The sequence below is a fragment of the Calyptranema fuscum S582 genome, assembly GCF_055793305.1.
In genome coordinates, this window is record NZ_JBSLYH010000018.1 from 115707 (window position 1) to 137516 (window position 21810).

Below are 21810 nucleotides of genomic sequence, written 5' to 3' on the forward strand. Positions count from 1 at the left end.
TTCACATTTTTAATCGGTAAACAAATCGAAGAAGGCATCATCCAACTCGTAGCCTAAAATCTGGGTCATAAACTTGAGCTTGGTGCGGCTCCAATTGCCCTGCTGTTTCATCCAGTCCATCAGCACAAACACTTTGTGCATGACAAAAATTTCCAACGCTTCTGGATTAAACTGCACCCCATCGGTTGGGCTAAATTGATGCGGCACCAGCATGGCTGTATACCGCCCTAACTCTTTTTCCCAATCCAACACAAACGGCAGCCAGGGGTAGCGAGCATCTAACCGGACAAACCACAGCCGAATTTCTGGAATTTCAGATAGCTCTCTTGGGTCGTGGGCATCCCGAGAATAGTCTATGTCAAAGCTGAGGTGTTGTGCTTGAGTGGCGATCGCCCCTGCTTGTATCCACTGTTGCAAAATCGCTTCAGCCGCAGAAATGTCAAGACTGTTAATCTCATCGGTCGTAAGTTTGATAGTCGTGCTCATAGAGCTATCCAGCCGCTTATGGTTCAAAGGTCTTTCAGGAGCACAGATGAATAACCTTGTCATTCATTTTGAGCGAGCGATGGCTCCGCCATCGCTCGCTCAAAATGAATCGAGGTTTTATTCAATCCACGATCCTAAGTAGGATGCCAAATTAAAGGTTTGGAGGAGGCTGCGCCCCCTCCATCCCCGTACTGCAAAATTTAGTGGTTGCACTACTAGGGTAAGCTAAACCTGCACCAGGGCATAGGCTAAATAGACATTCCGGAAATTTGTAAGTTAAAGTTGTAGTGAGTTTGCTTTAGAAAAGCGGCATTTAACACATGAGATTGACTCGAATGTAACGTTTATTACATTTTTACGATTCGGTATTATCAATACAATTGAGTTAGAGCTTGCCTCTAGGTTATATGCCAGACGAATTGAGAGTGGTTAGATATGCGCAATGAAGCGGCGAGGAAATCGATTCGATCGTTAGAAGATGCGATAGAGCGGTGTCAGATTTTAGGAATGCGTCTGAGTAAACAGCGTCTTTTTATTCTAGAACTGCTCTGGAAAGATAAAGAGCATCTCTCTGCTCGCGAAATCTACGATCGCCTGAATCAACAAGGGAAAGAGATTGGGCATACATCGGTTTATCAAAATCTGGAAGCCCTATCCGATCAGGGCATTATCGAATGTATCGACCGGGCAGATGGTCGTCTATACGGCAATATCAGCGATCCCCACAGTCACATCAATTGCCTCGATACCAACCAGATTATGGATGTTCATGTCGAACTTCCCCCCGATTTGATTAGCCAAATTGAACAACAAACAGGTGTGCAGATCACCAGCTATACCATTGACTTTTACGGGTATCGACAGCAAAATTAGTACATATTTACTGATTCATAGCAATTTTCAATGGCGTCAAGTACACGTTGTTGGGTGAGATCCTTATAGAGCACTGCTCTCACTTAATAAACGCAATCTATCTAAGGATCGTGGATTAAATAAAATCGACTATTGAATCGTTTGTAGGGGCGAACGGCCGTTCGCCCCTACCACAAACCATCAACGTTATTTAATTCCCATTCCTGAGCGCGGAGCAGCACGGTGTTTGGTATTGGACGTAGAGAGTTGGGTTGCGTTGCGTCTCCAACGCCTTACGGGTTATTGTGATGTGTCTGAAATGAATGTGTTTGGAATGAGGAGAGACCGTGTCACAGGTCATGCCTGACATCGCCCAACGAGTGGCAGAACTGCGTCAACTGCTACAACAAGCCAGTTATGCCTACTATGTTCTGGATGCGCCAGACATGGAAGATGCAGTGTATGACCGGCTTTACCGAGAGCTTCAGGAGTTAGAGCAACAGCATCCGGAGTTGGTCACGGCAGATAGCCCAACGCAGCGGGTCGGAGAAAGACCGGCGACACAATTTCACTCTGTACGCCACAATGTGCCGCTTTATAGCCTGGAAAATGCGTTTAATAATGCAGAACTGGCAACCTGGGAAACCCGATGGCGGCGTGCGGCTCCAGAAACCCAGCAAGTTGAATATGTTAGCGAACTGAAAATTGATGGCTCGGCTTTGGCGCTGACCTACGAGAATGGACTGTTGGTGCGGGGTGCCACCCGAGGCGATGGGGTAATGGGTGAGGATATTACTCAAAATGTCCGCACAATCCGGGCAATTCCCTTGCGCCTGAAATTAACCGATCCACCTCCGCTGGTTGAAGTCCGGGGTGAAGCTTTTCTGCCGTTAGATGTGTTTCAACAGATCAACCAAGACCGCGAACAAGCGGGTGAGGCGTTGTTTGCCAATCCTCGCAATGCGGCAGCCGGGACGCTGAGGCAATTAGATTCTCGAATTGTGGCACAGCGGCGGTTGAATTTTTTTGCCTATACTTTGCACATTCCCGATCAAAGAGGAGTAGAGTCCGGCAGTGGAGGCGATCAAACCGAGCTGTTTGAGGATCTGGAGTTCAGGTCTTCGTTAGCAGATTCCAGTCAGCCCTCTATTCAAACCACTCAACCCCCGACCCTGGCACCCTCAACCCAGTGGGATGCACTGGAATTGCTGGCTCAGATGGGGTTTCGGGTGAATCCCAATCGTCAGTTGTGTGGATCGCTGGCGGACGTACAAGCCTATTGCGATCGCTGGTTTGAAGCTCGTCACGATCTGCCCTATATGACCGATGGGGTGGTGATTAAGCTCAATGCCTTTGATTTACAGCAACGGCTGGGGTTTACCCAAAAGTTTCCCCGCTGGGCGATCGCTCTCAAATATCCAGCCGAAGAATCACCTACCATTGTTGAGAACATTAGCGTCAACGTGGGGCGCACGGGAGCTGTGACGCCGGTTGCTGAATTGCGTCCGGTGCAACTGGCAGGCACCACTGTTTCGCGGGCAACGTTGCACAATAGCGATCGCATTGCTGAACTCGACTTGCATATTGGCGATACGGTCGTGGTGCGCAAAGCCGGAGAGATTATTCCAGAAGTGGTGCGTGTGTTGCCCGAATTGCGTCCGGCAGGGGCATTGCGCTTTCAGATGCCAAGCCATTGTCCTGTCTGTGGCGAACCTGTGGTCAAACCAGAGGATGAAGCCGTTACCCGCTGTATTAATGCGTCCTGTCCTGCCATTCTTAAAGGGGCGTTAGTTCATTGGGCAGGTCGGGATGCGTTAGATATCAATGGTCTGGGTGAGAAATGGGTACAACAGTTTCTCGATCGCCAGTTGTTGCATACCGTGGCAGATTTGTATGACCTGACTGTTGAGCAACTGTTGACGGTCGATCGCATGGGGCACCGATCGGCAGAAAAACTGGTGAAGGCGATCGCCGATTCTAAATCTCAACCCTGGTCACGTGTTCTCTACGGTCTGGGCATTCGTCATGTGGGTAGCGTTAATGCCCAAACTCTGACGCAAGCCTTTCCCAACATAGACCAACTGGCACAGGCAACACCAGAGGCGATCGCGTCTGTCTATGGCATCGGTAGCCAAATTGCCCAAGCCATTCATCAATGGTTCCAAATTCATGCCAACCAAACGTTGATCGAACGCCTTCGTGCCGCAGGTGTGCAATTAGTCGGTGACGTAACGAATACCACCACAGCCCCCGTAACGGCGATCGCAGGCAAAACCTTTGTGGTGACAGGAACGTTACCGACTTTAAAGCGCGATGAAGCTAAAGCTTTAATTCAACAAGCGGGGGGTAAAGTAACGGAGTCAGTCAGCAAAAAAACTCATTACCTCGTCGTGGGTGAGGAGGCTGGCTCAAAACTCAAAAAAGCTGAGGAACTAGGAATTCCCCAACTGTCTGAAGCAGCGTTATTAGAACTGTTGAATCCAGAATAGATCGCGTAAATTTTATGAGCGGCAGCACGGCGTTGCCGTGCTGCCGCCCGTAACGTCTGTCATTGTTAGCTGAGTAAGCCTTCTGATTTTGCCATCGCTATCATCAGATCAATCACCCGGCAAGAATAACCCCATTCGTTGTCGTACCAAGAGACGACTTTGAAGAAGTTGGAGTTTAACTCAATGCCTGCACCTGCATCGAAAATGCTGGAGTGGGTATCGCCCTGAAAGTCGGTCGAGACAACCTCTTCATCGGTATAGCCCAAGACCCCTGCCAATGCGCCGTCTGAGGCAGCTTTCATGGCTGCACAAATGTCTTTGTAGCTGGTTGCTTTTTCGGTCTTAAACGTTAAGTCCACCACCGAAACATCGGGAGTGGGAACTCGGAACGCCATGCCGGTCAGCTTTCCTTTCAGTTCAGGCAGCACGAGGGTAACTGCTTTGGCGGCACCTGTAGCTGCCGGGATGATATTTTGTCCAGCTCCGCGACCGCCACGCCAGTCTTTTTTGCTGGGACCGTCAACCGTCGGTTGGGTCGCCGTGGTGGCATGGACGGTGGTCATCAAGCCTTCTGCCAGACCAAAGTTGTCGTGGATGACTTTGGCGACAGGGGCAAGACAGTTGGTGGTGCAACTGGCGTTGGAAACCACAGTATCTTTTGCCGGATCGAACGTGGTATGGTTCACACCCACCAAAAGGGTAGGCACTCTTTCTGGATCTTTTGTTGGGGCAGAAATAATTACCCGCTTGGCACCGGCTGTTAGATGATTGGATGCACCCGCAAAGTCTGTAAACAACCCGGTAGACTCCACTACATAGTCTGCACCGAGCTTACCCCAAGGCAACTCTGCCGGATTGCGCACCGACACACAGGGGATAAAGTTGCCATCTACGACAATGCCATCTTCTTTCGCCTCAACAGTTCCCTGATAACGACCGTGGGTAGAGTCGTATTTCAAGAGGTAGGCGAGGTTGTCTGGTGGAACTAGGTCATTAATGCCGACGAATTGAATATTGGGGTTTTTAATGCCAGCTCGGAAGACGAGCCGACCAATTCGACCAAAGCCATTAATGCCTACCTTTAAGGCAGTCATAGCTCACTCTCCTTTGAAAATTTCAGAAAGTAGAATATCTCATTTCCTGGGGAAACCTCGTGAATCACAGATTGATTACAGAGAGATGCCATGCGATCGCCTTTATAGTCAATTTCTATTCCTGTGAATCCCGTCTAATAGGATCCTCATAAAAATAACTTGAATAACTGTTTTGGGAGAGTGCGGCTCCGCCACCCTCTCCCCAAAACGTTACGGGTTTTAATGGTGTAAGGCTGCTAATGAAGTAATTTAAGTTGCCAGGGTACCGAGGAAGGTCAGGCTGGGGTAAATCGCCTACACTCGTAGCAATAGTTTTTCTCTCGTTTTTCCATGAGCAACCCCCAGGGGCAAAACTCGCCATTCAACGTTGATGAGTTGGTCAAGCAGATTCAAACGATTCTGATAGGGTGGGGACCGCCAGGAGTAGGCTTGGGGTTTACGCTGCACTATGCGCTGACGTTTCGATGGCTGCAAGCCGGTTTGGCATTACTTGGAACGGTCGTGATTACGCTGTTAATCAAGATCTTTACGAAGTTAGATCCGCGATTCGATACGTTAGCAGAATGGCTGGTGAGCCAGATGGAGCGATCGCTCCTCCTCTTGATCTCTCGGTTTCAGCTCAAATATCTTCAGAGTCTGGTTTATAGCTTACGCGACTATCGGGTACAAGGGTTAAAAACCAAAGGTCCATTTGTCTTGGACTTGCAAAAAGTGTTTGTGCCGCTGCGGATTGCACCGGAAAGTGCCGATAAAGTCACCTCCGCCATGATCCAGAGTCGGAATCTGGACAACAGTTTAGAAATTTGGGATGTTCTAGCCGCCATTTCTACTCAACCCGCTTTTCAACGCCTGGTAGTACTGGGACCTCCGGGTTCGGGGAAAAGTACGCTACTGGAACACATTACCCTTACCTACGCCCAAAACACTCAGAGACAACACCATCCGCAAGTTCCCCGCAAAATCCCCGTCTTACTGTATCTAAGACAGGTGGCAGTCGCCATTTGCCAGGAGCAATCGCCCACCCTTGCCAGCCTGATCGAACAGCAAGACCCGATCCGTCCGCTCAATCCGCCAGCCCAATGGTTTGCAGCCCGACTTCAACAGGGGCATTGTCTGGTGATGCTGGATGGTTTGGATGAAGTCGCAGATACCCAACAACGCAAACAGGTGAGTCAATGGGTCAGCCAACAGATGCGGCTCTATCCCAAAGCGTGCTTCATCATCACCTCGCGCCCCTTTGGTTACAAAACTGCCCCCCTGGAACAAGCGACAACGCTAGAAGTACTGCCGTTTAATCTCAACCAAATGCAAGCCTTTGTCCGCAATTGGTACTTGCAAAACGAGATTATGAGCCGTTTGGGACGAGATGACCCCGGTGTGAGAGCAACTGCAACCCGACAGGCAGACGACCTGATTCGTCGGATCAAAGGCAATGCGGCACTGGCAGCCATGGCGCTGAATCCGTTGTTACTCACCATGATTGCAACAGTTCACTGCTATCGAGGGGCGTTGCCAGGGCGACGAGTTGAGCTGTATGCCGAAATTTGTGATGTCTTGTTGGGGCGTCGGCAGGAAGCCAAAGGCTTGCCCGCAAACAAACTCACTGCTGCGCAACAGCAAACTGTGCTGCAAGGGTTGGCATTGAACCGGATGCGAAAAAAGACGCGGGAATTCACGCTGCTCCAGGCGGGGTTGTTGATTCAAGAGAAACTGGTTGCTGTTGCCGGAAAAGACCTCTACCCAGAGGCATTTTTGCAGCAGGTGGAAAACGTCAGTGGGTTACTGGTGGAGAAGCAGCCAGGAATTTATGAATTTGCCCACAAAAGCTTTCAGGAATATCTCGCCGCCGTACAAGTCAAAGATTCCAATCTAGAACTGTTGCTGGCTCGCAATATCGATGACCCCTGGTGGGAAGAAACGATTCGTCTGTATGCGGCACAAACCGATGCCAGTAACCTGATCTGGGCAGCCCTGCAAAAGGCAAATGTTGCCGCCCTGACGCTGGCATATGAATGCCTGGAAGAAGGTTTATTGGTGCAACGCGATGTTCGCAAAGAGCTAGAAGATACCCTGGAACGGGGTTTGCGTTCCTCTGACCCCGAGATTTTTCGGTTGGCAGCCGAGGTGCGACTGTCTCGCCGGTTAAGGCAACTGGTGCGGATCGATGAGGCGACAGAAATTGACCCGACCTACATCACCTGCGCTGAGTACCAACTGTTTATCGATGAGAAACGTAAAAGTGGCGAAAATCGCCAACCCGATCATTGGACAACAGAACGCTTTGCCCCGCCGGACGCGACCAAACCGATTACAGGAGTCCGCGCCAGCGATGCCGTCGAGTTTTGCCAGTGGTTAACCCAGTGGGCAGGCAACCTGGGTGATACCTATCTGGAAGGAGATGCGTCTATCTTTGTAGGCGAATTTCGCTTTCGCTTACCGAACGCGATCGCAGTACAAGAACATCCCGGTTCTGAACCTCAAATCGGCTGTTGGTGCCAGGATGGTGAGCAACCCGTAGTCGTCGGTATCGATCAAAACCAGCTAGAAACCTGGAAAACCATGCTGGCTGAGCGGTTGGAAAAGGCGTTAGAGGGCGATCGCGATCGTGCCCGTAGACTTGACAGTGCTCTTGCTCATGATCTTGCCCATGCCCATAACATTGATCGTGACCTTGCCCGTGTCTTTTCCTTTGATAACGCTCTTTTCGTTGCCCTCAATTGTATCCTCAATCTTGACCATACCCTCGATCTTGACCGTGTCCTCAATCTTGATAGTGTTCATAACCTAAGTCATGCCATTAATCGTACTTTCGAAGAAATCCGAGCACATTTGTTTTTATACCTGACCCTTTGGCAACTATTCTCGGAAAGCTACATTCTGCTTTCAAAAAACCGTAAAGTCTTGCAGCAAATTAAAAAGACTCGTCAAGATTGTCAAAGGATTAGCCAAGAGTGTCTAACAAGACAAGATGAAACCTTTAATCTCTACGCTTCCTTTGTCTTACTCGATGAACGTTGTGAGGGGCGAATACCTGCATGGGAAGGGATTCGGGTGGTAAGAGAGCGGGTAACGATGAAGGGGTGAAGAGGTGAAGGGGTGAAGGGGTGGAGAGGTGAAGGGATGGAGAGGTGGAGAGATGAAGGGATGAAGAGCTGAAGGGGTGGAGAGGTAGAGAGATGAAGGGATGGAGGGGAGGCGATCGCTGTATGAACTTCGCATTCGGCAAATCAGTGGATAGTCTGATGCAAAACTAAAGAGCTTGCTGCTGAAGAACATCACTGAACTCTCACAGTGTCGCGTTTCGGCTTCGCTCAACGCTCGTGGGCTGAGCGGAGTCGAAGCCCACAGGTTCTGAGGGCAGATGTCGAGAACCTGAATTGGCAGAGGCGGAAAATTTAGTCGGTAAAAATGTCGTCGCCGGGTGCGCCGAATGCTAGACCCCATTTGATATTGGGCATTCGTTCAAAGGCTTCTTTGAGGGCAATTTCCCATTGCTTGCGAATTTCTGCCAGATAGGGATCGCCAAGGCGTAGGCGCAGTTGGTACTTCACCTCAAAGCTATTGGTTTCATACATAACCAGATTGATCGGCGGCCCCACGGAAATATTAGATTTCATTGTGGAATCGATCGACAGCAAGGCACATTTTGCTGCGTCTTCTAATGAGGTATCGAAATGCAACGTGCGATCGAGGATGGGCTTGCCATACTTGGTTTCACCAATCTGCAAAAAGGGCGTTTCACCTGTCGCCTGGATAAAATTACCCTGGCTATAAATCATATACAGTTCTGGATCTGACCCTTGAATTTGTCCGCCCAGTAATAAGGTGCATTTGTAGTCAATCCCGTCTTTTTCTAGCCAGGGACGTTCTTCGGTTTGCACATGACGCACCTTGCTGCCGATATAGCGAGCAATGTCGTAGAGCGTGGGCAGGGTATGAAGGTTTTCGGTTTCTGAGGCGTTGAGGTCGTGGTCTAAGGCATTCAAGACGGCTTGAGTAATTGAGAGGTTGCCGGACGTGCACAGTAAAATTACGCGATCGCCTTTTAACGAGAAATCAAACAGCTTTTTGTACGTTGAAATATAGTCAACTCCGGCATTGGTGCGCGAATCGGCAGCAATAACCAGCCCATAGCGGGTGATAATGCCCAGGCAGTAGGTCATGAATGCAGTAATAAAACTAAGACCTCTCAGATTTTAGAGCGATATTGAGTCATTGATAGCTATTTCCTCAGCCAGGAATTGGCGTTTACCTTGCAGGTAAACGCCAATTCTTAACGGAAGCTGAGTTTATCTTCACAAAAGGATACTAATTTCCGTGATCCCCGTACGCGCGATCGCTGAATACATTCAGCAGAAATGCGGAAGAATTTAACATCAACCTCATGGATTCTAGGATTATGTGTTGAATCTTTAAGCGATCAGGGTGCAGAATATAGCTTGGTTAGAAGGGATTCTAAATTAAGAATTTCCTTGTGGATTCAGTTAGAAAATAGATCCAATTTCCAATGGCGCTCTCACTCCTGACATCTTACTATATTCGTAAATTACTGCATAAAAATGCAGGAAAATTAAAGTTTGTTGTAGTGCCCAATGCCGCGATTAAGGCAGATGCATTGTCGGATTTAAACTCTGTACTAGAGAGTCTTTATCTAGAACATGAAGAGTTTAGTGCGGTGGTTAAAGAGCTAGAAAATCTAGCAAATTATCATCAGCACTATGCCAGCCAGGAGTTTTTATACAAGGCTGCATTAGAAAAAATTGAAAACAGAATTTTTTGGCTATTTGGGTTCAAAAAGATAGATACGTCGGCATCAGCTTAGACCATGTTGGTCTGGTGCTATGCGATCGCAACCAGAATGCTAATGGGTTGAATAAAAGTGCGATCGCTGCCTATCAATCACTTGTCCGAATACCAATTTGAATTAAGAGCACGGCAGATCTCTGTACGGGCTTGGCATTGCCAAGCCCCTTCTGAACTCTGATGTAGGCAAAAATTTGTTTAAATTGGCATAACGTAATTGCCTCAGGCTATAAAACCCGCAAAAGCGACCCTTTGGGTCGCTTTTGCGGGTTTTATGGTTGCAAAAACTGCGATCGCCTTTTTACAACGCCTTGCCTGCGACTGCATAACTTTGACAACCCTTACCGATAGTGATTGTAAGCCAGCCCCCCGGCTGGTTTAAACCCTTATATTTCAGGGACTACCCGCCATGAAACCCAAAGAACTGACCCCCATTCAGGCTCTGCGTCGCAGTTTGTGGATGGTTGTTCAGGCTGCGCCACTGGAACTTCGCAATCTGGCGCTATTGAATTTATTTACAGGCACCGGCCCTTCGATCGCGTTGTTTTTAGGCAAAGTCGTAATTGATGAAACCTCCCGGTTATTCGGACAAGGTGCTGGCGATCAGGCTCTGGGGCTACTGTTGAGTGAACCCAAATTACTCTGGTGCATGGTAGCTGCCGTTGTTTTAAACCTGGTAGTAGACTCTATTGATTCGATCGGGACGACGTTATTTGCAGCGTTGCGCGATCGCGTTCAAGGCTATGCTCAGGGAAAAGTGTTGCATAAGGTGGCGCATTTTGATGACATTGCCTTATTCGAAACGCCCGACTTATTAAATTTGCTCGAACTCACGGATAAAGGCATGCAACGCTTGCAACGGCTTTCCTTTATCGTGGCGGCAACATTGATGGGCGTTTTTATCTTCATTCCCTCGGTCCTGGTATCGGTGTCGATCGCCTGGTGGGTACCGTTGTTACTGTTGGCGGCATCTATCCCCTCAATCTACGTCGAAATGAAGCACCACAAAAAGAGCTGGCGCGTAGAAGAAACACAAGCTGGCATCACACGGGAGATGGATATTTACGCCAAAGTGTTGACCGGAGATGCTTACGCCAAAGAAGTTCGGCTGTTTTCGTTGCAAAATGTTTTGCTCGATCGCTGGCAAGGCTTATTTGGACGCATGTTTAGCAAAATGCAGCACGTTCGGCAAGAGGGAGCGTTAGCCGTAATGCTGTGGGCACTGGTCGGTGGGATTGGTGCGGCTTTTCCCTATGTCTACGTAGTGTTGGGAGTATTACGGGGAAGCTATACGGTGGGCGACCTGGCGTTATACACGGGCATCATTTTGCAGGTGCGCCGTAGCCTCTACATCATGATTGCCAACACGGGCGATATTTATGATGTGGCACTGGCAACCAGTCCGGTGTTTCAATTGCTCGATTTAGAGCCTCAATTGCACAGTGGGCAAGAGTCGATGGTAGCCACGACAGCCGTCCGCCGATCGCAGCAGGGCATTCAATTACAGGATCTTTCCTTTGGTTATCCCGGTAGCGATCGCACGATTTTAGAGCAGATTAATCTAACGATTCAGCCCGGCGAAATGATTGCTCTGGTGGGCGAAAACGGAGCCGGAAAGACAACACTGGCAAAGCTTTTGTGCCGCTTGTATGACCCTTCTCACGGCACAATTCTTTGGAATGGACAAGATTTGCGATCGCTGCAACTGGATCAACTGCGATCGCGGGTTGCGGTGGTGATGCAAGACTATGCGCGGTTTCCAGCAACGCTACGAGAAAATGTGGGATGGGGATATTTGCCTCAGCTTCAGGACGATGTAGCCCTTCACACGGTTTTACAAGACGCGGGCATCAAACAGATTGTTTTGGACTTAAATCAGGGGCTAGAAACACCGCTGGGTAAGCAATTGGAAGATGGCATCGATTTGTCGGGCGGTCAATGGCAACGCATTGCGATCGCCCGTGCCTTGATGCGTTTATCGCAAGTAGAACTACTGTTATTTGATGAACCCACAGCGGCTCTGGATCCTAAACACGAACATGAGATTTATCAGATCTTTCGGGCGATCGCTCAGGGGCGTATGGCAGTGGTCGTCAGTCATCGGTTGGCATTAGCAAAACTGGCAGACCGGATTATTGTGTTAGAACACGGCAAGATTATGGAGCAAGGTAATCATGAGGAATTGATGGCTCAAGGCGATCGCTATTACGCTATGTTCAGCCGTCAAGCCAGCAGTTATTTGTAGGCATTTATGGCAGAATCTTTTCGAGATATCGCAAAATACCAATACTAATCAGCACACTCAACGCCGATATCACCCAAAAGCTATCGGCGATCGCTGAGGTTTGATCCATCGCCCACCCTCCCACCGTCGGTCCGATAAAATAACCGGCTGCCCAACAGAGAGAATTGATCGACAGATACACGCCTCTCAAGGAAACCGGAGCCATTGCCACCACTAGCGATGATGCCGATGGCATATAGGCAACGGTGGCGATCGCCAACACACTTAAACTCAACACTGCCCAAATAATATGTCCGGTTGGGGCAATGCCAGTAACCCAGGTCAAAATAAAACCGATGCCCCACAACAACGCCGACAATATCAGGGCATGGGGACGGCTAAAGCGGTTGAGATAACGGGCAACGGGGAGTTGCAGCAGGGCAGTTAACACCACATGCCAGGAAAATAACACGCTAATGACAGAGGTCGAAAAGCCGCTGGCATCAGGCAAGGCAATAAACCCATGAAAATAAAGCGGTAGAGCACTATTTACCTGCGATAAATAGGTTGTAAATAGCACGTTGACCGATGCGTAAATTAAAAGGGTGCGATCGCGTAACGCTATCGTCCAACTTTTAAGCATAGAATGGTGCAGCTGATCAGGGCTTAACGTTTCAGCGATCGCCCAGTAAATAACAGCAAAAAAGACGACAAACGAAATTCCGTCAATCACAAATAACGCACGATAGCTTTTGGTCAGAGAGATCAGCACACCGCCCAAAACTACGCCCAAACCTAGCCCTAAACTATCGCCCAGACGCGTTAATGCAAACGCCTCATTGCGCTGTTCGACGGTGGTCAAATCGGCGACAACCGCTTCAGCCGGAGGCCAATATAAGCCAATGCCCAAACCCATTAACAAATTGCCGATGACAAATGTGGGCAGATCATGAGTGAGCACTAGCACCAAGTCTGCTACAGCTGACACCAGTGCCGACAATAGCAATGTCCAGCGTCGTCCCCAGCGAGGAGAATCGGCACACGATCCCCCTAACACGCGCCCCACAACCCCCGAAATTGAGCCACTACCAATGCCAACACCGACGGCAGTAGCTGAAATGCCGACCTGATCAACAAAAAAAATCGGTGCGTAAAATAGCGTAAACCCAGTGCCCAACTGCGATAGCAACCGACCTGCAATCAAAATCCAGACTCGATGATCGAGTTGGGGTAACCCATTGCGAAATTTCTCAACCAAACCGTTCATGGGTAAAGCTAGCAGCGCATTGTTTAGTAGACCGTAACATGGACAGTAAACATTGTTCTGGCATTCGCATTTATGTCTGGGAAAGGATTGTTTGTCGGGTTGGTGACCCTTGACTTGATTTATCTCACGCCAAAACTCCCCGAACCCAACCAAAAGTTGGTCGCCCTCGATTACACCATGGCAGCCGGAGGGCCAGCAACCAATGCAGCGGTGACATTTCGCCACTTGGGCAACAGCGCCACCCTGCTCGGGGTGCTGGGTTGCCACGCCAGTCAATCTCTGGTGCTCAACGACTTACAACAACACGGAGTGGCGATCGCGGATCTCTGGCCCGACTGTCCTGAACCCCCCCCCACGTCCTCGATCCTGGTGACCCAAGCCACCGCAGAACGAGCTGTCATTTCTCTCAATGCCGTTCGTACCCAGGCAAATGTCACTCAGATTCCTCCTCAGATTCTGCAAGCGGTCGATATTGTTTTAATCGATGGGCATCAAATGCAAGTAGGACAAGCGATCGCCCAACAAGCCAAGCAACAAGGTATCCCAGTAGTGATGGATGGCGGCAGCTGGAAGCCCGGATTTGAGCACGTATTGCCCTGGGTAGACTACGCCATTTGTTCTGCCAATTTCCGTCCTCCTGGTTGCACCACCCTCGACCAGACCATCGCCTATCTCCAGCAATTTAACCCCACTGCCATTACCTTTACGAATGGTAACCAACCGATTCAATATTGGACGCATCAGGAAGCAGGGGCGATCGCCGTTCATCAAGTCACAGCGGTTGATACGCTGGGGGCGGGCGATATTTTTCATGGCGCATTCTGCCATTTCATTTTGCAAACTGATTTTCAATCGGCTCTGGTTGAATCGGCAAACATTGCGGCGATCGCGTGTCAATCCTTTGGCACCCGTCAATGGCTCAATCAGAATCACGGGTTGATGAATGAGTAATCTTTACTTGAAAAGGGCAGTATTTCTCATGGGTCGGAGATCCGTAAAAACCGACGATCAGACGCGTTCCAAACGCAATGAAATGATATGAATCGATCACCCTGATGTATCCCTCAATAGGATTGGGTTGTTAGGATAAAATTTATCTCCATGGCGTGATTCAACCAGGATGGCAAAATATAATTCCACCAAAAAAAATCTATTGAAGCAGGGAGAATGACTAAGAAAAAATGCTTAAGCCTAAACACAAAGGCTATTCGATTTTGAGTCTTGCTTTATATAAAATTGCTCTCTTCGACCATCAATCTGTCATCTCATTTTATTTTGTCAAGATTGAGCTGGTATAACGTGGATTTTAAGCCTCTCTAGCGAATTCTCTATTTGACAGATAGATTGGGCTTCCAAAAGCAGTTTTTTGTCGTGCAAACGTCTGCAACGCCCTATAGGTAAGAACTTGAGATATCGCTAGATAGCATCATTTGCGCTGAGGCAGATTTTATCCAAGTTCAATAAAGACTCCTAAAGTAACGAGATTAATCGATGATGGACGTCAACAGAAACATTCATCTCTGATGACTCAACTGATGAAAGATTTATAACAACATAGCTCTCGACTTGAGAAAAAAAAGTTACGTAGCTTTAATGGGGTGAATCATATCTATAATTTTCGATTTTGTCGATCGAACACGCTCAGAAAAGGTCTGTTTCACTACAAAACAGCTTGAGACCACCTCAATGGGCTTGCTTGAGAAATATTTCGTAGATTGGCAAAAGTTAAATGATTCAGAACTAAACCCTGTCTTATCAAATTTGTCTTTAGGATATAAGAGGAATTTATTTTAGGAATTGGGGCACCGCATGGATTCTCTCCAAGAGCAAATTGTTGGATTGGGCATTAGAATTGATGCGCTGCACCAGATGATCGAGCGACTGAGTAATAAAGTGTCTAATGTTCTAGTAGAAGTTAAGTCTTCGACCGGAAATGCCAGTAATCGCTTCCAGTCTGGTGCCAGTTTTGGGCATCCCGTGAATCAAAAGTACCGCAGCGATTTCGAGGCAGCGATGGAGCATAAAGATGTGCTGATGGACGACAGCTATTTAGATTCTGATCGCCAGAGCGGCGAGCATGTTCTATCTTCAGACGTTCAAATTCAGCGTTTAACAGCTCAGCTCACCGCTGCTTACAATCGGATTGCGGCTCTAGAAGAGCAATTGTTATCTCATAGAATGCATTAATACCAGGGCGGGCACCTTCCCCATCCTTCATTTGGCTGTTGTGCATTTTGGCTATTGTGATTGTGCCACTGCCAACATGAACCTGATGCGTATCAGTATTTGTGCTAGTTAAATATGACATGAGTTTCTAGCGAGACTTACGCGTTTTTGGCGTAGGTGGCAGGCTTCGCCATCTGTACCCAAAATGCTCTAACGATGGCGGGCTGAGATAATGCTCGTCTAGAAAAAAGGTCGGGTAAGGGTTTTGATAGGAGTGCTAACGGCTCTTGTCAAAACCCTTACTTGTTACTTCGTATTAAGTTTGCTCACACCCGGTGTCGAACCGATGGCGATTTTTACTTCAGTGGAGTACAGATTATTTTTCGAATGCCATACTCCGCATAGCTTTCAAAAAATCTGGCTCTAGCTGAGCGCAAAGTACTCTATTCCAAACGCGATCGAGAAGCGGTCGGGGAATACTTTTAAGGAATAGAATTTGCAGCGTATTTTAATTAGGATAAGGCTGGAAATCTTAGATTTTAGGTTGACTTATCCGGCTCAGCCATCCGGGCGGATGGATCAGGATCTTTATAGATAGGCGATCGCCTACGACCCTCAACAGGAGACTATCGAGACATGCGATTTCAGCAGTTTGCATTTGTTTCTCTACTTACCCTTGCCGTTTCACCCGTTTATGCACTGAGCGCGACATCTGGCACTCCGTCTCAAATCACGCAAACCACTGATTCTGATAAGATTTTTAACCCATCAATTTTTTCGGTGCCGTCGTCAAAATCGGAACTCAGCCTGTTTAATTCTCAACATCAGAGTGCGGGTTCTAAGCAAACGACAGATGCCGATAGCGCCGCTATTATCGACACCGAGGGGGTCTTGGAAACTGGAGATTCTGTGCTCTCGTCTGATCAAAGTCTCTACGATGAATACTCGTTTACAGGACGTGCGGGTCAACAAGTTACCATTTCTTTGGAAAGTCCTGATTTTGACGCCTTCCTGATGTTGGTAGGGCCCGATGGTGAAGTGGTCGAGCAAAATGATGACTTTGACAGCAGCAGCACCAACTCTCAGATCAATATCGCGTTGCCGACCAATGGCGTTTATACCCTCATCGTCAATACTTACAGCCCCGGCGAACAGGGTCAATATCATCTGACGGCTACGACTGTGTTGGGTACAGGCGACGTTCAGGCAACTCTGCGCTGGAATACGACGGATGATCTGGATCTGGCAGTGATAGACCCCACCGGCGAGATGGTTGCGTTTGATAATGCGGAGATTGGCTCGGGCGGGAAACTAGACGTGGATGCTAATGCCCAATGTGAAGGTGTTGTCACCAGCCCTGTTGAGAATGTGTTTTGGCCTCCGGCTCAAGCACCTCAAGGAGAATACAAAATTGCAGTCAGCCTTTATTCTCGCTGTTCTGACACTCAAGGTCCCATCGACTTTACCTTGACTCTCCAGGTTCAGGGACAGACAGAAGTATTGCAAGGGACGGTGGATGAAGAAAACAATGTCGTTACTTTCTCAACGGCTGTGTACTAAAACCTCAGGGTTGCAAGCATGAAGTACCAGGTGTGGTGAGAGAGCCGCGCGGAATGCGCGGCTCTCTCACCACACCCATGGTTATCAGAAGCAAGGCTGGAAGGGGCAAATTTATCCTGAGAGTCAGCAACGTCGATTTTACCTACCCGATAGTCAGGTGAAGCCATGGGTCTTTATGGCTATACCCATTTACCTGCGACCGAATTATGATTGCAACATAAGTGACCAGACTGACGTCTAGAAACTATCGCTACTTTTGTTTCAGCTTTTCTGCCGCTCGCTTCATACGATTGCCATGTTACCTACTATCTCAAGTTTTTATAAACAATTGTGTCGCCGTTGGCTCTATGGATTGCTCTCCTTAATGGTGGCAATGGGGGTGATTGTCACCACTCCTGCTCCTTCTTCTGCAATTTCCTGGCTAGACTTAATTTTGCGAGGGGTTCAGGTCATTCAGTTGTCTAATATGTCTGATCGCCAGGAAATCCAACTGGGGCAGCAGATCAATCAGCAATTGACCAGTGAAGAATTTACTATATACCGCGATACCACCATTACCAGTTACGTGGATCAAATTGGTCAGCGGCTAGTGCCCTATAGCGATCGCCCCGATATTCCCTATGTCTTTCAGGTGGTGGATGACCGAGAGCAAATCAATGCCTTCGCGACCATGGGCGGTTATGTCTATGTCACCACGGGGTTAATGCGCATTGCCGATAACGAAGCTCAACTTGCCAGCGTAATTGGGCACGAAATTGGGCATATCGCCAGGCGTCATGCCGTTCGCCAAATGCGGCAGATGGCGATCGCTCAAGGGGTTGCTACTGCTGCCGGACTGGATCAGAATGTGGCAGTTGGGCTGGGTGTCGAATTAGCGTTGCGTCGTCCCAATAGCCGCCAGGATGAACTGGAAGCAGACCAGCAAGGACTAACAACGATTATCGGAGCTGGTTATGCCGCATCTGCCATGCCCGCTTTCATGGAAAAATTGCGCGGTCAGGGTTCTGTGCCTTCATTTTTCAGCACGCATCCAGCAACCTCTGCTCGTATCACCGCATTGAACCAACAAATTGATCCGGCAACGGCAAACACGGGGGATGGCCTGGATAACGCTGCTTACCGGAGTCACATTAGCCGATTGCTGAATTAATTCAAGTTGCCAACTCCTATCATCCTGAGAATCGGGGATGTTACGAAACCTATTTTTGCTGAGAGAGTGACGGCTTCGCCGTCACTCTCTCAGCAAAAATTACAGGGTCATGAATCCGTACTCTGACCATCCCTTAAGAATTGGCTATAAGTAGGGCAACCTAAAATTAACCGGGCGATCGCTTCGTAAAAAGCGATCGCCCCTTGTGTATTTAAGTTGAGGATTTCCTGTTCGGATCGGGAAACACCGTTAGCGTAACTTGTATTAAATGTTGCCACCCGCATTGCTATGAAACCGTCTATCTCTCTGATCATTCTCAGTTACAACCGGGAAACTTATCTTGCTACGGCGATTGAAAGTGTCCTGGCACAGACCTACACAGACTTTGAATTGTTGATTTGGGATGACGGTTCCACCGATCAGTCCGTGGCGATCGCCCAAGGCTATGCCCAACTGGATTCACGGGTGCGGGTTGTCGCCTCGACCCATCAAGGAATTCCTCGCGCTCGTCAGCGGTCGATTGCCCAAACCAGCGGTCAGTATTTAGGGTGGGTTGATAGTGATGATGCGCTGGCACCCACGGCTCTGGCACAAACGCAAGCGGTGTTAGAGCAAGATCCGGCAATCGGCATGGTTTACACCAACCACTGGCTAGTCAATCAACAGGGCGACGTCAAACGCCTGGGGCGCAATGCCAATATCCCTTATTCTCCCGACAAACTCTTACTCGATTTTCTTACCTTTCATTTTCGCTTAATCCGCAGATCGGTATTTGAGCAAGCCGGGGGCATTAACGAGACGTTTAAACATGCGTATGACTACGATTTGTGCCTGCGGTTGTCCGAAACAGCTCCGGTGCGCCATTTACCTGAACCGCTCTATTACTACCGTAGCCATCGAGTCAGCAATTCCTACGAAAAACGACTTGAACAAATTCTCTATACCAAACGGGCGATCGCCAATGCCCTGCAACGCCGAGGATTGAGCGATCGCCTGGACGTTGTGCTAAAACTTACGCGCATCGGTCAAAAACGGGTGGTTCACTTTGCCCTGGAACCGCAACCGCAACCGTTCCAACCCATCCCTGTGCCAACCTCGGTACTTAACAAAGGATCGGCGATCGCCCACTATCACCCTACCATCCCGCAAGCCAGTGGCTTTTGGGCAGCCCTACCCCTTGTCGGGGCAATGACAGCATTGACGGTGGTAGGCGTGATGCAACCCGTATGGGCGGATTCTATTACCCCTGCCAACGATGGCACCCACACGGTAATTATTCGGAATGGCGATCGCTACAACATCACAGGTGGACAACAATCGAACAACGGGCGCAATCTCTTCCATAGCTTTGAGCAATTTGGTTTGACCCGGAACGAAATTGCCAATTTTCAAACCCGCCCCACGATTCAAAATATTTTAGGACGGGTGACTGGCGGCGATGCCTCTTACATTAATGGATTGCTCCAGATGACTGGCGGCAATGCCAATTTGTATTTGATGAATCCGGCGGGAATTATTTTTGGACCCAATGCCCGCCTGGATTTACCCGCCTCTTTTACTGCCACAACTGCTTCTGGAATTGGGTTTGCCAACGACTGGTTTAGTGCTGTTGGTGCCAATGATTACGCTGCATTGGTCAGTTCGCCCACTTCCTATGCGTTCGGCTTGAGTCCAGCGGGAGCCATTACCAATGCCGGAACGTTAATGGTCGGCGAAGGGCAAAGCCTGACGCTGCTGGGCAGCACGGTGGTCAATACTGGAGAATTGATTGCCCCCGGTGGTCAAATTATGCTCACGGCTGTGCCTGAAGGTAATTTAGTTCGCCTGAGTCAGCCCGGAAATTTACTGAGCCTGGACGTTCAGAATTTAGGAGCGTCCGAGATTGGCAGACCCAATGCCGTTCCCTTTACAGCGCTATCGTTACCTGAATTGTTGACGGGAGGCAGCATTCCCAACGTCACGGGAATTACCGTCAATGATGATGGCAGCATTCATCTCAACGGTTCGACAACTAATCTACCCGGTGACGCCGGGGTAGCGATCGCCTCTGGGACAGTAGATGTTTCCACTACTCGGCGTGGGTCAGACGGGGGTACGGTGCAGGTCTTAGGCGATCGCGTCGGTTTAGTCGAAGCCAATATTGACGCGACCGGAACTGCCAATGGCGGGATAGTTCACATTGGCGGCGATTATCAGGGACGAGGGACGGTGCCAACGGCATCTCAAACCTATGTCAGCCCAGATTCAACCATCACGGCGAACAGTGCAGCCAGCGGCAATGGCGGACGGGTGATTGTGTGGGCAGATGGCACCAATAGTTTTTGGGGTACTATCAACGCCCAGGGCGGAGCCACTCGCGGCAATGGTGGATTTGTTGAAGTTTCAGGTGCAGAAAATTTAATCTTCCGGGGTCTGGTTAATACCTCGGCGGCGAACGGTCTGCCCGGTACCCTTTTACTCGACCCAACCAATATCATCATCTCCAATGCCGTTAACGATACGCCCGGTTTGCCGAATCCATTGCAAATTGGGCAAGATGACTTTCCCGGTCAAACTGTCACCATCTCTGAAGCGACGTTAGAATCGCTGTTCGAGCAAAATGATGTGATTTTAGAGGCAACCAACGACATCACTATCGGCACGCTGTCAGATGGCATTCTTTCAACCACCCTCGATTTTGGATTTGGCTATTCCATGACCTTTATTGCCGATGCCGATAACAATGGGGTCGGTTCATTTTCGATGAATCTAGGCGACACCATCAATGCCGATGCCGGTGACCTCAGAATCCAAGGGGTAAACATTACTGCTGGCAATCTCAGTGCTAATTTTGATGGAAATCTTACCCTGACGGCAACGGGGGATATTCTGGCAGGCGACCTGAGCGCCCAGTTTGGTAGCAACGTTAATTTAACTGCCACAGGCAACATTCAGGTGAATTTTATTGATGCCAATGCTGAAGCGGGCGGTGAAGGGGGAACCGCAGGGAATGTGTTTGTCCAAGCCGATTTGTTTCAAGCGATCGACACGATATCCGAAAGTGGCATCAGCATCGATACCAGGGGAGACTTTGGTAATGGTACGGTAACGATTCGGCACGCCGGTGGTCCCAATAACATTCCCTTTATCGTTGGTTCTGCTAGCGATAATGGCACAGTCGGGGCGATCGCGGCAGGTGGTGATCCTTTAACCACAGGTAATTTCCCGGTTTTGGTAGCGGGGGGCAACGCCACGATTCCGGCGACTAGCACCGACATTACGATTACCTCCATCAACAGCGCTCCCACGATCGACCCGTTAAACACATTATTTGATGCGGGACAAAGTGCCTCGATCACCATCACCTATGAGGAATTGGTCAGCAGCATCACTGATGCGAATAACGATGTGGTGATTTTGCGAATTACGGCGATCGCTCCGGGTGCCACCCTAACCCGCAACGGTGCGGCTTTAGCCGTTGGCGATGTGATTGAGCCTGGCGATAATTTGGTCTACACCCCACCGGCAAATTCATCGGGTACTGCCGATGCGTTTCAGATTACTGCCAGTGACTTGAGCAATAGTGCGCCCAGGCTAGCAGATTCGACACCCGTCCAAATTCAGGTGAGTGTGACACCCACCCCAACGCCCACCCCAACCCCAACCCCGACGCCGACACCCACGCCCACCCCCACCCCGACACCCACACCCTCATGCAGCGAAATGATGCTGGTCTCTGG

The 21810-nt window shown here is 49.2% G+C and carries 15 protein-coding genes; 10 read left to right on the forward strand and 5 right to left on the reverse strand.

Going from position 1 to position 21810, the window contains the following annotated elements:
• Positions 1-9 precede the first annotated feature (9 nt).
• Complete coding sequence (locus ACR6Z4_RS14320) at positions 10-486, reverse strand: CRR6 family NdhI maturation factor (RefSeq protein WP_479717967.1); 477 nt, start codon at positions 484-486, stop codon at positions 10-12.
• A 435-nt stretch (positions 487-921) separates the two neighbouring features.
• On the opposite strand from ACR6Z4_RS14320, the gene ACR6Z4_RS14325 reads away from it, so the two are divergent.
• Complete coding sequence (locus ACR6Z4_RS14325) at positions 922-1359, forward strand: Fur family transcriptional regulator (protein WP_479717968.1); 438 nt, start codon at positions 922-924, stop codon at positions 1357-1359.
• Between the two features lie 338 nt (positions 1360-1697).
• On the forward strand, positions 1698-3827 hold the full coding sequence (gene ligA, locus ACR6Z4_RS14330; RefSeq protein ID WP_479717982.1) for an NAD-dependent DNA ligase LigA: 2130 nt from the start codon (positions 1698-1700) through the stop codon (positions 3825-3827).
• A 65-nt stretch (positions 3828-3892) separates the two neighbouring features.
• Here ligA and gap read toward each other — a convergent pair whose 3' ends face one another.
• Positions 3893-4921 (reverse strand): type I glyceraldehyde-3-phosphate dehydrogenase, encoded by a 1029-nt coding sequence (gene gap / locus ACR6Z4_RS14335; protein ID WP_479717969.1) that lies wholly within the window; start codon positions 4919-4921, stop codon positions 3893-3895.
• Between the two features lie 330 nt (positions 4922-5251).
• Here gap and ACR6Z4_RS14340 point away from each other — a divergent pair, with 330 nt between their 5' ends.
• Complete coding sequence (locus ACR6Z4_RS14340; protein ID WP_479717970.1) at positions 5252-8005, forward strand: NACHT domain-containing protein; 2754 nt, start codon at positions 5252-5254, stop codon at positions 8003-8005.
• A gap of 311 nt (positions 8006-8316) precedes the next feature.
• Here ACR6Z4_RS14340 and ACR6Z4_RS14345 read toward each other — a convergent pair whose 3' ends face one another.
• The gene (locus tag ACR6Z4_RS14345; RefSeq protein WP_479717971.1) at positions 8317-9084 is read right to left on the reverse strand and encodes a proteasome-type protease; all 768 of its coding nucleotides are present in this window, start codon (positions 9082-9084) and stop codon (positions 8317-8319) included.
• A 344-nt stretch (positions 9085-9428) separates the two neighbouring features.
• Here ACR6Z4_RS14345 and ACR6Z4_RS14350 point away from each other — a divergent pair, with 344 nt between their 5' ends.
• Together ACR6Z4_RS14350 and ACR6Z4_RS14355 are read left to right on the forward strand one after the other, a co-directional pair.
• Entirely contained in the window at positions 9429-9743 is a 315-nt protein-coding gene (locus ACR6Z4_RS14350; protein ID WP_479717972.1) for a hypothetical protein, read from the forward strand.
• 390 nt (positions 9744-10133) lie between these two features.
• Entirely contained in the window at positions 10134-11969 is a 1836-nt protein-coding gene (locus ACR6Z4_RS14355) for an ABC transporter ATP-binding protein (RefSeq protein ID WP_479717973.1), read from the forward strand.
• Between the two features lie 4 nt (positions 11970-11973).
• Here the strand turns inward: ACR6Z4_RS14355 and ACR6Z4_RS14360 are convergent, their stop codons facing one another.
• Entirely contained in the window at positions 11974-13215 is a 1242-nt protein-coding gene (locus ACR6Z4_RS14360; RefSeq protein ID WP_479717974.1) for an MFS transporter, read from the reverse strand.
• A gap of 72 nt (positions 13216-13287) precedes the next feature.
• Here ACR6Z4_RS14360 and ACR6Z4_RS14365 point away from each other — a divergent pair, with 72 nt between their 5' ends.
• The 4 genes from ACR6Z4_RS14365 to ACR6Z4_RS14380 all read left to right on the forward strand — a co-directional run bounded on the left by ACR6Z4_RS14365 (position 13288) and on the right by ACR6Z4_RS14380 (position 18091).
• Complete coding sequence (locus tag ACR6Z4_RS14365) at positions 13288-14166, forward strand: PfkB family carbohydrate kinase (protein WP_479717975.1); 879 nt, start codon at positions 13288-13290, stop codon at positions 14164-14166.
• An 858-nt stretch (positions 14167-15024) separates the two neighbouring features.
• Positions 15025-15402, forward strand: coding sequence for a hypothetical protein (locus ACR6Z4_RS14370; RefSeq protein ID WP_479717976.1), 378 nt, complete (start codon positions 15025-15027; stop codon positions 15400-15402).
• A gap of 615 nt (positions 15403-16017) precedes the next feature.
• The gene (locus tag ACR6Z4_RS14375; protein ID WP_479717977.1) at positions 16018-16941 is read left to right on the forward strand and encodes a pre-peptidase C-terminal domain-containing protein; all 924 of its coding nucleotides are present in this window, start codon (positions 16018-16020) and stop codon (positions 16939-16941) included.
• Positions 16942-17236: 295 nt separating this feature from the next.
• Positions 17237-18091 carry a M48 family metallopeptidase gene (locus ACR6Z4_RS14380; RefSeq protein ID WP_479717978.1) on the forward strand — a complete coding sequence of 285 codons (855 nt, stop codon included), beginning with the start codon at positions 17237-17239 and terminating at the stop codon, positions 18089-18091.
• Positions 18092-18198: 107 nt separating this feature from the next.
• Here ACR6Z4_RS14380 and ACR6Z4_RS14385 read toward each other — a convergent pair whose 3' ends face one another.
• Positions 18199-18369, reverse strand: coding sequence for a hypothetical protein (locus tag ACR6Z4_RS14385; RefSeq protein ID WP_479717979.1), 171 nt, complete (start codon positions 18367-18369; stop codon positions 18199-18201).
• A 10-nt stretch (positions 18370-18379) separates the two neighbouring features.
• Between ACR6Z4_RS14385 and ACR6Z4_RS14390 the strand changes: the two genes are divergently transcribed.
• Positions 18380-21810, forward strand: a 3431-nt coding sequence (locus tag ACR6Z4_RS14390; RefSeq protein ID WP_479717980.1) for a two-partner secretion domain-containing protein, incomplete at its 3' end; no start/stop codon positions are given.